Consider the following 12,873-nt stretch of genomic DNA (forward strand, 5'->3'; position numbering starts at 1 on the left):
TGGAGATCTATGCAACTACCATATTCTACCTATCTCATCGATCTTGATGGCGTCGTGTATCGTGGCGAGACCCTGGTGCCAGGAGCAGCTGACTTCATCTCCTGGCTCGACACGCACCACAAAAAATACCTGTTTCTCACGAACAACTCGTTTGCCAGCGAAACACAGGTCATTGCGAAACTGGGGCGTCTGGGTATCACCACCGACAAAAGCCACGTCCTGGGCGCTGGACAGGCGGCGGTACAGAATATCGCGCATCGCTTCCCCGGCGCTACCGTCTATGTTGTTGGCGAACAACCACTGATTGATCTCGTCCACGCGCATGATTTGCAGGTGGCCGATCCCGACGCTCACCGGGCTGATGTGGTGCTTGTTGGCCTCGATCGTGGTTTTGATTACAAGAAGCTCACTGGCGCAGTGCTGGCGGTGCGTGCAGGGGCTACGTTCATCGCGATCAACCGCGATCCTTTGCTTCCTACGGCGGGAGGCGCAGTTCCCGGTTGTGGCACAATGGTTGCCGCCATCGAAGCGGGCAGCAGCGTCAAACCAGAGGTGATCGGTAAACCACAACCGGCGCTCTTGCAAGAGGCCGTCCTCAGCCTCAACAGCACGGTTGATGAAACGGTGATGGTTGGGGATACACTAGAAGTAGATATTCTGGCTGGCAAAGCTGCCGGAACGCACACGCTGCTCGTCCTCTCCGGCAACACCACGCGTACACAACTGGCCGCCTCATCGATCACACCCGATCATGTCTATGAAAATCTGGCAACGGTGATGGCGGATACACCGGCTCGACTTTAAGCAAAAGGATTCTCATTGGTAGATGTGGAGAGATTCCGCAAGCAAACTCTCCACATCGGCTTCTACGCCCCGGCGCGATATCGTCCTATCGCATACCATGTACAATGCTCATGCTGTTTCTGTTCTATCGCTTCTGATTCGGGCATACCTCGCGCCGGGGAGCCGTCGTGGGTAAACCACGCCTGCTCGCCCAGCGCATACCTCAACAGTCGCATCACATACTGCTTCTTTATGGCTGCCATTTGCGGAGAAACGCCATAACCGTCCAGGGACGGAAGTAAGTATCGACGCGTATAACTGCGATAATTTTGTATTGCCCGACGCCCTCTGCGGGCAGGCACCCGACACAGGGAAGAGCGTAGAGAACGATACCCGATGCCGCAGACCGCCGGATCTTGCAGGAGTTGGATCAGCACACCCCGCTTGCGCGTCGCATCCAGAGCCACCTCTGCCAGCAAATGTACATAGAACTCTGGCGACACATCACACAGAGCGCTGTACAACCCGGAAACGCCCTCATCCTGTGAGAGCAAGAGCCGACGACAGTTCAGGTAGTTCAACAGCAAGTATCTGTTCATGCATGTATGCGGCAGAGCATCCACAAAAATGCGGAAACTCCAGTCTTGTCAGGACATAACGCCGCCCTCCTTTAGATCAAAGTTCTGAGTAGAAGACAACAACATTCACAGGCGCGAACATAGACCGCATGGCGGATCACAAATGGTGCATATCGGTGTTATGAAAAGAGGAAATCTGCCACAAAGAGCAAGCAAAAGTTTGTTGACTAAGGAAAGCCCTTTTGCATCAGAACATTCCTGTTAGTCGTTTTCTCTCTTCAATATATACCATCTGATTTGCGCTTTGTCAAGTATTATTGAGTTGCTTTTTGGACAGAGGCTTCATCATCCGGCTGCTGATCTGCTTCTATGCTCTGTCGGGAAGGGGCGAGGCGCGCAAAGAGTAGATAGCCAGCATAAAACATGACCGGCCACATCACAACAGTCATCAGCGGCCCCAAAAAGCTATCCCAGACGACGTATGAGGCACCGATAGCAACATTGACGATATCACGCACAATGCCAAAGATGGGCAGGCCAAAGAGCAGTACCCGGGCTAACCAGTGCCAGCGTCCGCGCCAGAAGCGCCAGACGAGCAGATAGATCATGCTGCCGTAGATCAGGATCGGAATCATATAGAACGGCAGCGGGAGATGCCAAAACAGCTCTTTGAGCGAATAATGCCACCAGTGAGCGTAATAAGCGGCAAGATCAAAGCCGAGGTTAATAATCCCCATTACCAGGCCACCCAGTAACGAAGGGAAAAACACGCGCAGGGGTGGGCGAATCAACAGGAGGGCAATAAGATAGACGATAATTGTAAAAGGCGCAGCTATCGAGAAAAGCACAGCTAAGCCGTAAAAATCTTGCATTGTCATACGAGAGGTACTCCGTACTCCTACTCTTAGTCACTTTTGCTGCCGTAGCCTTAGTCATTTTTGCGGCAACAAAAAAGGGAACTGCGATGAATAGCATATAGCTACGCGTCGCCCTGCCCGGATCACGATGATCTGGCAGATCTGACTGCTGTAATTGGTGTTGTGGAAGTCATACTCATTGTAATGGCTCTTCCTATTATACAGGAAAACGGAGCCGACGCGAAGAGAGAAATGTGCTTTTGTGCCGCCGCTCATAGGATCATTATTGCCTATAGAAGCCGCTCATACTAAAACAAGAACCTATCATTTGTAAATAGCGATCATAGATCGTCCGTTCATATATTGGCGCTTTACCTATAAACAAGATCAATTTAGTATTCTTATCCCAAAGACTAGAAATTGGACATAAAATATGTTATCTTTCTTTAAAGGGTGTTTTTATCATATGAAACCCGCAAGGTAAGTAAGATTATTTTAAGCGTCCACTTGATGACCGTCTATACATATACAAGGTATAAAGCAAGATAAACGTTTTGTTACTTGCTCGAACAATATGTCTGGATGGTTGGCTCTTCACCATTTGAAGAGCAGAAAGTGGTCGCGATGTCAGAGAAGTCTGTCTGCCTGGTTATCATGCCTTTCGGGTCCAACTCGAATCATACAAAAGAATACTGGGATGATCTTTTCACGCGTTTTATCAAGCCTGCAATAGAAAGGGCCACTGATGGTCATACACGGCTGGGATATGAGGCTATCAGGGCAGATTCAAAAAACGGCGATATCTCAGACGATGTGCTGCAAAACCTTTTGAACGCGGACGTGGTAGTAGCAGTTCTTACCGATACCAGCCTGAACGTGATGTATGAACTGGGTATTCGACACAGCGTACGAGGTCGCACAATTATGATTATTGAAAAAGGGCAGGAAAGTACTATCCCATTTTATCTCAGGAATTATCGTACTATCCCATATTCTACGGCCGACATGCATGATTTTCAGGTGGCTATTGAACAGCAACTCTACACCATCCATCACCTTGCCTCATATTCTGATAATCCCGTTAGCAGCTATCTACACAAAACCGGTCAGAGCATTGAGTTTTTCACGCAACAAAAATGGGAACAATTCCAGGCACGATTACAGGCAAAGGGTTTTACCGCCTTCTACACCCGCGAGGATAACGACAAAAGAAATGCTCGCAAGACAGAGGCACTGCAAAAAGCCAATAAACATATCTCTCTTATTGCCTCATCTGGTTATGCCTATCTGGAAAAATTCGGCAATCTCTTCCGCCGAAATGTACAGGACCGATTACGCGCCAATGTTCCCGTCCATATCATTTTAGAACACCCCTTTTCTGATAGCAGGGTTCAACTCACCCTGGGTGCGCTGCTTTCGGATAAATCACATCTCAGCCCAATCCAAAAAGCTGTTCTGGAAAAATTCCAGCAAGAGGACTTCACAGGCTTTGACCCCGTCGAATTTATTGGACAAAGCGATCACTTCACCGGCAAATTTCAACGCAGCCTGGCAGGTTTTGAGGAATTACAACGACAGTTTGGCAATCTCATTGATTTACGCATCGCACGTTTCCCGATACCGGCCACTATCCTTCTAACGGAAGGAACCGGTTTTTGCGAACCCTATATGCGCGCTGAGGCCAGAACAGATAACCGTATGACAACGTTCGAGATAGAATTTCCTGGTGACCACGATTTCCATCTCACTTGTATGAACTACTTCGGTTTTTTATGGAAAACCTCTCTATCCTATACTGAATATAAAGCAACCCTTGAGTTCAGGAAGGAGAAATTCAGGCAAACCTATGTACAAACACAAACCAATCCCGATGGTAGCGCAACATGAGTCGTGGATATCTCTTGATCTGATCCAGGGATGCCCGGCAAACTGTGTCTACTGCTACCTGGGGCCAGCCGGACTGACAAAACAGGTTCCGGGGCCGCCAATTACCGCTCCAGAGCCAGCATATCAAACGCTATCTACCTATCAATATGTTGAAAAGTCTCGCTTTAGTGATGTTCCCGGAGGCAGAAACTTTCCCGTTGCAATTGGCAACTATACTGATATGTGCCTTACGCAAAAAAACCGTGAGATATTGCTTGAATTGCTTATCAGGCATAAACAGAGCATGCCAGAAACACCTGTTTGTATTGTGACCAAAGCTCTGCTCGATCAGGCGTTTCTAGCAACAATTCAGCACATAGGCATTACTGTGATTTTCTTTATCTCACTCTCATTTCTACCGACCACGCTTGAAAAAGGTGCTCCCCCTCCCACGACGCGCCTTGCTAACTTCAAGCGTATTGCTCAATTCCCGAATCTACATGCTATCCATTTTTGGCGGCCCGCGACCTCCAAAAGCGTTCCCGATCGTGCGACCGCTCTCCACCAGATCGAGCAATTGCAACAATCTGGTGCTCGCGTATCCGTCGTCACTGGATTGAAATTTGGCAAGAACCTGGCAAATGCTTTTCGTATCAACGAACAACACGCACTTCATGAATACTTCACAACCAGACAAGCAGACGAGCATGCAGAAAATGAAATATTTGAGCAAGATGTCCAGGAAGCTATACTCAGCGCTGCTCATGAGCTGGCCTATCCGGTCTATCTGCATACATCCTGTGCAGTCAGTTATGTCTTAGAACAGCCTGAATATAACGCTACCTTCAGAAAGCCTCATCTTGAGGCGAAGTGTCAGGTTAGCACCTGTCCACCGGCTCAAAGGGAACGCTGCTTTTACTTTCAAGCACGCTTCCCGCATCCTTCTCAATTGTTACTAGAACAGGTAGCTCGTTACCTGAATCTCCCACTTTCATCCGTCATATACTCAGAACGTAAAGATTCCATTTTCGTCGATTGTTCGCTTACACAGGAAGAACAGACTTTTCTTACGCAAGCTACTAGCTTTCCAGTGCGTGGAAAAGGTTTAACGCCTACATTAGAATGGATTGGAAGTATCAACCGCTAAGGAGATAATAATGGAAGTTTCGGAAATGATCTTAATGACTCGTAGGGTTACGCGTCTCTTTGATAAACTCGTTGATGAGTGGCAACCAAGCGTCATGGTGACAGAACTTGTGGGAGAAGTTGGCACATTGGCGGACAGCATTATGATTCGCGAAGGCCATCGCCCTCCCCGCAAGTCTAATGATACTATTGATCTGGAAGACGATGTTGTCGATGTTTTGTTCATGCTTATACGTATTGCAGATCACTATGATATCGACCTGGAGCAAGCTTACAAAAATATGATTCTAGAAACTCATGAAAAGCTGGAGCGACGGCTGCACGACCGCACAGTTAGCAAGAACGGCACAAGCTGGCAATCTTCCTAACAGAGGACAGCAAATACCATTCACCGGTTCATGCATGAAAAGTTACGCATGAACCGGTGAATGGTGCTTCTGGTAAAAGGCGATCTTTCAAGAATGTGTTTCCTGGTCCAGCGCCTTTGAGCGACGTGCCTTCTGCAAGACAGCTAGCCATTGTTTGTCGCGCAAAGGCAGTTCTGGTGGCCCCTCAAGTTGAGCGGTAGCCAGAGCGATCCAGCTGATTTCAGCCTCCAGGCGCGTCTTGATATAGGTGAGAACGAGCAAGCCATACTCGTCAATAAACGCAGTTTCGTTGGCCTGCCACTCTGCCAGATAGTCCAGCACCTCAAGCGATTCATCGCGCCTCGCCCTTAAATGCTCGATTAAAGCTGTGCGATCCGCACCAGCGGTCCCCCAGAAAAGCATTTTCATTAAGAGATCATCGCGGGAGGGCAGCGGATAGCCAGGAGGTTCTTCTAACCAGCGCGCCAATTCACGCCAGCCATCAGCGGTCAACTCATAGATCTTCTTGCGCCTTCCTTCGGTCTCTACCTGCTGCGTCTCGACCAGCCCCTCTTCTTCCAGTTGCTTGAGGCGCGGATAAATACTCCCAAATCCCAGAGCCGAAAGCATGCTCAGGCTCCCCCGTTCGGCCTCTGCCTTCATGTCGTAGCCAGAACAGGGCACGAGGCTAATAATACCTAATATAGTATGTTCAATCGACATGGTGGTGCCTCCATCAAATCTCACGGCTATCGTCACGATATATAGTATACTCGTAAAAGCTGAGAATGGCACGGCACCACGTCATCTAAAGCGTTTGTTGCGACTCATATCTCATTTGAGGTCTGAGTCGCTCAATCTCTTTCTTGTTAGCTGTTCCCTATCGCCTGTTCATATGTAGATTGGAATATAGCACCCTGCTGAGTAATAGTATTCCCTGAAGAGACCATCGGGATTGCAGTATTGGTGGCAGAGTACTGCATCGAGGCAAAGATATGATTGTCAATCAGCGTCTGGAGCGCTTTGGAGGTCCACTGCGACATGAAGGTCTGGTTGGTGAGCTTGCCATCAGCAAAACCCATGCCGTTTGATTGGATCAATTGATCCGGGGCGTAATTCCATTCGGTAATCATCATCGGCAACTCTGTGCCTAACGTCGTCTGCATCACCTGGCGCACTCCATTGATGTGCTTTGTCCAGTTATCAATACCGCTCATGCAGCGGGCAGCATCCCATTTATAACTACAGGTATACTCGTGCCAGCTGACGGCATCGGGACGCGGGTTGGCGTTTTTCAGAAATGTGGTTAAATAGTTTGGGCTATACTGATAGTTGACCGGACCAATAAAGACACCGTTCAACGCCAGTTTCTTCAGTTGAGGCACCAGAGCGTTCCAACGATCCGTATATTCCGTGACATTCACGCCGTTGAGATCGTCCTCGTTGCCAAATTCATAGTACACCGTACTATTACCGAAGACCTGATTCATCACATTAATCATACGTGTATTGTCAGTCATCACCTGGGTCACGCTGGGATTCTGCGCCCCACGCAACGAGACAATAGCAACAGCACCAATCTTTTTGATTGCCTGAGCAGCCGCGAGATTGACGGCATCAGAATTGCTCTGACGTGTTGGCACACGCACAATCTTGATGTGCATCTGCTGCATCAAATTCTGTGTCTCTGTAGAAGAGATAAACTGGTCGCCACTATTAAACAATCCTAAATTCGTTCCAAATATCAGCGGCGAGGTTCCCGCATTCGCCTGGATTGTCGTCGGCTTAGGCGTGGGAGAAGGCGTTGGTGAACCCTGCGGTTGGGGCGGCAGCACCAGATCGCTGTTGCTATCCGGCTTGGGAGCAACAATTATCGAGGTTGGCTGAGCCATTCCCAGCAATCCTCGTGCATAACTACTTTCTCCCCCTAGCGCCAATATATTTACAATTATTAATACCATAGTCGCTGTAGCATAAAGGGACAGAAGAGGCCGGGAGACAGGCGTGATTTTAGTACGCCTGTTAGCACGCCGGGTAGTATGATCGGTGGAAAGTCCGCTTGTACGTTGGGTAGTGCGTTCAGATCTCATACACTTGCAGAACTCCTTGTTTTTCGCTCCGCACCGGCGGTCCCTCTGCACCGAGTACGCCGAATTCTTGTTTCAATGCTATCAATTCACCTTCACTCTACCAATCTTCTTCCATTTCTACAAGTTTCACCGCTTTTTTCCCCCTTTCAGTACTACCAGGTTAAAAAATCTTAACCTGATCCAGCTCATAGCGAGTGAAAATCAGGATAATGTACCCATTTTCCACTCACCGTTAGCTTGCTGTGATTAGCATCTGATCGACACAACAAACCGTACTAGAAAAGGAATGAGTGCGGCTGCATCCTAGTCCATCGGCACGCTATTTCCACTCAGAGGGACACAGAAAAAACACTGACAGTATGGTATACTTGGAACAGTAAGCATTGTTCAGCTAGTAGCGCATGGGCCAGGTTGGTAGGAGGAAACCTGGTTGACGAGGTGGAGACTGTTCGGATTATCAGCGGGGAGTCTCCAGGGCTGATCACGGCCCTGACAAGCAAACGCACAAAACTGGTTGGTAACGATCAGGCCAAAAAGCTTGCAGTGATATAGAAGCATGTGCCCATCTCTATACACGCATGCACAAAAAAACGAAAGGATACCATCCTCAACATGTGCGGTATCATTGGCTACGTCGGGCCAGAAGGCACCGATGTTACTACTATATTGCTTGAAGGACTCAGTAAACTCGAATATCGCGGCTACGACTCCGCCGGCATTGCCGTTCTCACCACCAATGGAGATCTCTCCCTGCATCGTCAGCCCGGCAAAATCGCGAATTTGAAGAAAGCTCTGGAGCTGGTCGCTACCGTTGATAGCGCTTCAGGGCCCGTTGCAGGCACGCTCGGCATCGGCCATACGCGCTGGGCTACACATGGTCGTCCAAACGAAACCAACGCCCATCCTCATCCCGATTGCACCGGCCTATTGACCATTGTCCACAACGGCATCATCGAAAACTACGCCGAACTGCGCCACGAGCTGGGCAGCAGCGGGCATACCTTCCTCTCCGAGACCGACACCGAGGTTCTCGCCCATCTGATCGAACGCTCCTACTTTGGCGAAGCACAGCACAATCTCACCGAGGCGGTCCGGCTGGCGCTCCAACACGTACGCGGCACCTATGCCATCGCGGTTGTCAGTCGAGAGCAACCCGACGTTCTGGTTGGCGCGCGCTGCAATGGCGGTCCCTTGATCGCAGGTCTGGGCACCAATGAAAACTTCCTGGCCTCCGACATTCCCGCTCTGCTCAAACATACGCGCCGCATCCTTGTGCTGGAGGAAGGCGAGATCGTGGAGCTACGCCCGAACAGCGTTTCGCTCTTTCAGCAGGACGGCACACCGATTCAGCGCGAACCTCTCACCATCGAATGGGATATCGAAGCAGCCGAAAAGGGCGGATATCCTCACTTCGCATTGAAAGAGATCCACGAACAGCCTGAAGCCTTGCGTCGTGCTCTGTTGGGACGTATCCAGGATGGACAGCTACATCTCAGCGAACTGGACGCCTTGCGGCAATCAGGCGCGTTGGACTCAATTCAACGCATCATCATCATTGCCTGCGGCACCTCGTATCACGCGGGACTACTCGCCAAATACGCCATCGAGAAGTGGGCGCGTATCCCCGTCGAAACGATCACCGCCTCGGAGTTCCGTTACTGTGACCCCATCATCGGGCCGGAGACGCTCTGCGTGGCCGTAACGCAGTCAGGCGAGACACTTGATACGCTGGTCGGCATTCGTCAGGCACGCGAACATGGCGCGCCAGTCATTGCCATTACCAACGTCGTTGCCAGCGCCATTACCCGTCTCTCCGATGCTGTGTTGTATCTACAGGCAGGACCGGAGATCTGCGTCGTCGCCACGAAAACGTTTGTCACCTCGGTTGCGACACTCTACCTGCTCGGCCTCTACCTGGGACAACTGCGCGGTCACATTGCACAGGAACAGGTGAGCGAGCTGCTCACAGCAATGGAGCGCCTCCCGGATCAGATCCAGCACATCCTGGATCACGCCGACAGCAGCGACGACGAACTGCAATCGCTGGCAAAACGCATGGCGAAGGTGAGCAGTATGATGTTTATCGGGCGAGGCGTTGGCTTCCCAACAGCATTAGAGGGAGCGCTCAAGCTCAAAGAGATCTCGTATATCCATGCAGAAGGTTTCCCGGCTGGCGAACTCAAGCATGGCTCAATTGCTCTACTCGATCCCGATACTCCGCTGTTTGCCATTGCCACCACCTCGCACATCTACGAAAAAGTGGTGAGCAACATTCAGGAAGTGCGCGCGCGTGATGCTCAAGTGCTCGTCGTCGCCACTGAGGGAGATGAGAAGATCAAGCAGCATGCCGATCACGTCCTCTACGTGCCAGACACGCAGGAGATCCTCAGCCCGCTTCTGGCCTCTATTCCCCTGCAACTCTTCGCCTACTACGTAGCAGTTGCACGCGGTTGCAACGTAGACCAGCCGCGCAACCTGGCGAAATCTGTAACAGTGGAATAGATTACAAAACGAGTTTTCTCGCTTATATACATACATAATGCACATGTATTACTGGTCCTCTGAACTCGGTTCAGAGGACCACTTCTTTTTTCCCTCAGTTTGCTTCCTCATGGGGCTTGCAAATAAGCCGAAGTAATGTTACACTCGTAGTATAGATGTAATTACGATGCGCTTCACAAAATGCAGAAAGGAGATGCACAGTGAACAAAGACAGAACAACGCACAATATCATCTGGCTCGGCTGTGCATTGTCCGCCTCGGCCATACTCACCTCCCTCTATCCACGCTGTTGTGGTGAAGAGCAACCTTCGTTTAGTGATCATTTGTAGACGCTAACGAAACGGTATGCCAACGCGATAATCGAACCTCTTAGTGTATCCAGACTGTACGAAAACATGCATATTCATCGCATGCACGCATGTATTCAAACGACCGACGCTCTTTCTTGTAGCTGACCAGCATCATTGATGAGTACAACCTGTCATCATGATGATAGATAGGTTTTGTGTTTTTTTCACACTTTTTTTGTAACGCTTGTGACAGCCATTTTTCTTAAAAAGACAGAAAATTACCACATCGAAGCTCAAGAAAAAGAATAGCTATGTAGGCAAGTAGTGGTCCTTTCCAGCAATCAAGGAGGTGTTTCAAATGCAGATCTTCTTCTTCTTCTGTCTCTTTGCTATCGCTCTCATCTGTTTGATTCAGGGCCTCCGAAAGTCTTCTTTCACCCGCGCCCAGGATGCCAAACAGCACTGCGCGATCTGTGGATGGACAAGCGAAAAAGTCCAGCTTTGCCGCTTTGAACAGCACCACAAAACGATGGTCGCTCCATTGTGCTTTGATTGCACCATCAAACACGACGCTTTGCTCCTCCGAGCCAGCTCAGTTGATGGAGTTCACGTTGCTCACGCGTAGATAAAAACTCGTAGGTAGAAATAGCGATGGCCCTGTTTGCATGTCAACAGGGCCATCGCTATTTCACGGCTTAACAGCTAGCTCAAAAAGTCATTGACCACTTGCATAAAGGCATCAAACTTACTGCGATGCACGTTATGGGTCGCGCCATCAATCTGGACAGCGCGGCTCTGTGCCGGGAGAAATTGTTTTGCACGCTCCCAGGCGGCTTCATTGAGCGTTGTTCCCAGAGCAGCATCGGCCCGAACCAGGAGCGTGGGAGCAGTAATATCAGCAAGCAAGGGCAATATATCTCCGGCCTGTCCTGCATCAGCAAAGACGCCCAACACAGCTTCTCGCGTCACTTTTTGCAACGCATCGATCTTGCCCTCGATATCAGCTTCGGTCCAGCCTGGACTGGTCGCCGCTATCTCGACACATAACTCCTCGGCAGGTCGTCCAATATCTTTGGTGTAGTACTCAGGATGACCAAGACGGAAATTGCAGGCCGGATCTTCAAGGATCACACTGGAAAAAGTGGGAACAGGTGCCTGCGTCCAGGCTCCACTAGCCAGGACAATTGCCGTTGCCCCACCCCAGGAATGACCGACCAGAAGCGGATGCTGCAAATGCAACGCATCAATAAAAGCAAGCGCATCATCGGCGGTGTGACGCAAACTATATGTACCGGGCGCTGATTTGACACTATCGCCATGCCCGCGCATATCCAGCGCATAGATGCGGTAGCGATCTGCCAGACCCGGCCCAACGCGCACCCAGCTCAGAGCAGAACTCGTGATACCATGCAGCAATAATGCAGCAGGCAGATCAGTGCGTTCGGCTCCCCAACTCAAATAATGAAAGCGGCCAGTGGACAGATCGATGATATGAGAGGTTTCATTCAGCGTATCCATATCTCTTCCTTGTCGTGCTTCGGGGACAAACAATCTCTATTATGCCACAACCAGCAGCAGAGATAGTATTTGCCCCAAACACAATCAGAAGAAAGAGGCGATGACGTTTGTTGGTGCTACGATTTCAGAGGCGAGGCGGGATCATCTCGCAGGAGTCCCAGGACGCGCGGACTGATCTCATAGTGCAGCGTGCTTGCCCGCTCTAAGATGTTTTTTAGCTCCTCTTCGCTCAGGTCTTGCGAGGGATTCCAGCCATAGCGTTTGAGGTCAACCCGGCCATCCTCTGTAAAGGTGACGCCCTCGGCCTCTAACAACTGACGCATCCTGCCTTTTTGTCCAAAGGCCCAACTCCCCGATAGTTCACCCTTGCTGTTGATGACTCGCTGTGCTGGCACGTCCTGCGGCGTCTCATGCATGATCCAGCCAATCATACGCGCCCCACGTGGATAGCCAACGGCTTTCGCTATCCAACCATATGTGGTAACGCGGCCAACAGGACAGGCCTGCACCAATGCAAAAACTCGTGCTGAGAGCGCCGATGCCTCTTCAGTAGTAGGAGATGTGTCGTTATCCATTGCGTTTGCCTTCTCCTGTGTTGCAAAAAGAACAATAATTGATATGGTTCCTTATCTATGCCATTATAACCCACGTTGTCACGCGCTAAACAACGAAACTGTACACCTGTAATCTTTCATCACATTCCTACACATCCTTCTTGACAGAAAGTACTTCCTTCCTACTCTTTTGCTTTCACAAAACATTGCTCTATAATGGTACTGCACTACATTTCTCTTGTATAATTAAATAATCGTGTTCTTTATGCAAGAATGCAAATCAAATATACAGAGCGGAGAAGCCATTGCAGGCTTCGCGCTCGCTTGTTTTATTGTGGAGGG

The 12,873-nt window shown here is 49.9% G+C and carries 13 protein-coding genes; 6 read left to right on the forward strand and 7 right to left on the reverse strand.

Annotated elements, in window-relative coordinates; translation table 11 throughout:
* Positions 1 to 9: 9 nt before the first annotated feature.
* Positions 10 to 804, forward strand: a complete 795-nt coding sequence (locus K3T83_RS13385) for an HAD-IIA family hydrolase (protein ID WP_220203468.1) — start codon at positions 10 to 12, stop codon at positions 802 to 804.
* Between the two features lie 62 nt (positions 805 to 866).
* Here the strand turns inward: K3T83_RS13385 and K3T83_RS13390 are convergent, their stop codons facing one another.
* The gene (locus tag K3T83_RS13390; RefSeq protein WP_220203469.1) at positions 867 to 1,364 is read right to left on the reverse strand and encodes a hypothetical protein; all 498 of its coding nucleotides are present in this window, start codon (positions 1,362 to 1,364) and stop codon (positions 867 to 869) included.
* A 311-nt stretch (positions 1,365 to 1,675) separates the two neighbouring features.
* Positions 1,676 to 2,239, reverse strand: coding sequence for a hypothetical protein (locus K3T83_RS13395; RefSeq protein WP_220203470.1), 564 nt, complete (start codon positions 2,237 to 2,239; stop codon positions 1,676 to 1,678).
* Between the two features lie 603 nt (positions 2,240 to 2,842).
* On the opposite strand from K3T83_RS13395, the gene K3T83_RS13400 reads away from it, so the two are divergent.
* From K3T83_RS13400 to K3T83_RS13410, 3 genes are read left to right on the forward strand one after another with little or no spacing between them, the layout of a single operon-like run.
* Complete coding sequence (locus K3T83_RS13400; RefSeq protein WP_220203471.1) at positions 2,843 to 4,105, forward strand: hypothetical protein; 1,263 nt, start codon at positions 2,843 to 2,845, stop codon at positions 4,103 to 4,105.
* Positions 4,065 to 5,231, forward strand: a complete 1,167-nt coding sequence (locus tag K3T83_RS13405; RefSeq protein ID WP_220203472.1) for a radical SAM family protein — start codon at positions 4,065 to 4,067, stop codon at positions 5,229 to 5,231. Before K3T83_RS13400 ends, K3T83_RS13405 begins: the two co-directional genes overlap by 41 nt.
* A 10-nt stretch (positions 5,232 to 5,241) precedes the next feature.
* Positions 5,242 to 5,598, forward strand: a complete 357-nt coding sequence (locus K3T83_RS13410) for a nucleoside triphosphate pyrophosphohydrolase family protein (protein ID WP_220203473.1) — start codon at positions 5,242 to 5,244, stop codon at positions 5,596 to 5,598.
* Between the two features lie 87 nt (positions 5,599 to 5,685).
* On the opposite strand, the gene K3T83_RS13415 is transcribed toward K3T83_RS13410, so the two are convergent.
* On the reverse strand, positions 5,686 to 6,300 hold the full coding sequence (locus K3T83_RS13415) for a PadR family transcriptional regulator (protein WP_220203474.1): 615 nt from the start codon (positions 6,298 to 6,300) through the stop codon (positions 5,686 to 5,688).
* 146 nt (positions 6,301 to 6,446) lie between these two features.
* Complete coding sequence (locus tag K3T83_RS13420; protein ID WP_220203475.1) at positions 6,447 to 7,667, reverse strand: hypothetical protein; 1,221 nt, start codon at positions 7,665 to 7,667, stop codon at positions 6,447 to 6,449.
* 612 nt (positions 7,668 to 8,279) lie between these two features.
* On the opposite strand from K3T83_RS13420, the gene glmS reads away from it, so the two are divergent.
* On the forward strand, positions 8,280 to 10,169 hold the full coding sequence (gene glmS, locus K3T83_RS13425) for a glutamine--fructose-6-phosphate transaminase (isomerizing) (RefSeq protein ID WP_220203476.1): 1,890 nt from the start codon (positions 8,280 to 8,282) through the stop codon (positions 10,167 to 10,169).
* 200 nt (positions 10,170 to 10,369) lie between these two features.
* Positions 10,370 to 10,498, forward strand: a complete 129-nt coding sequence (locus K3T83_RS57210; protein WP_268963459.1) for a hypothetical protein — start codon at positions 10,370 to 10,372, stop codon at positions 10,496 to 10,498.
* A 223-nt stretch (positions 10,499 to 10,721) separates the two neighbouring features.
* Here K3T83_RS57210 and K3T83_RS13430 read toward each other — a convergent pair whose 3' ends face one another.
* The 3 genes from K3T83_RS13430 to K3T83_RS13440 all read right to left on the reverse strand — a co-directional run bounded on the left by K3T83_RS13430 (position 10,722) and on the right by K3T83_RS13440 (position 12,552).
* Positions 10,722 to 11,027, reverse strand: a complete 306-nt coding sequence (locus tag K3T83_RS13430; RefSeq protein WP_220203477.1) for a hypothetical protein — start codon at positions 11,025 to 11,027, stop codon at positions 10,722 to 10,724.
* A gap of 134 nt (positions 11,028 to 11,161) precedes the next feature.
* The gene (locus K3T83_RS13435; RefSeq protein ID WP_220203478.1) at positions 11,162 to 11,977 is read right to left on the reverse strand and encodes an alpha/beta fold hydrolase; all 816 of its coding nucleotides are present in this window, start codon (positions 11,975 to 11,977) and stop codon (positions 11,162 to 11,164) included.
* 116 nt (positions 11,978 to 12,093) lie between these two features.
* A complete protein-coding gene (locus K3T83_RS13440) occupies positions 12,094 to 12,552 on the reverse strand; it encodes an MGMT family protein (protein ID WP_220203479.1) in 459 nt (152 codons plus the stop codon).
* Positions 12,553 to 12,873: the final 321 nt, after the last annotated feature.

This window comes from Reticulibacter mediterranei (genome assembly GCF_016587455.1).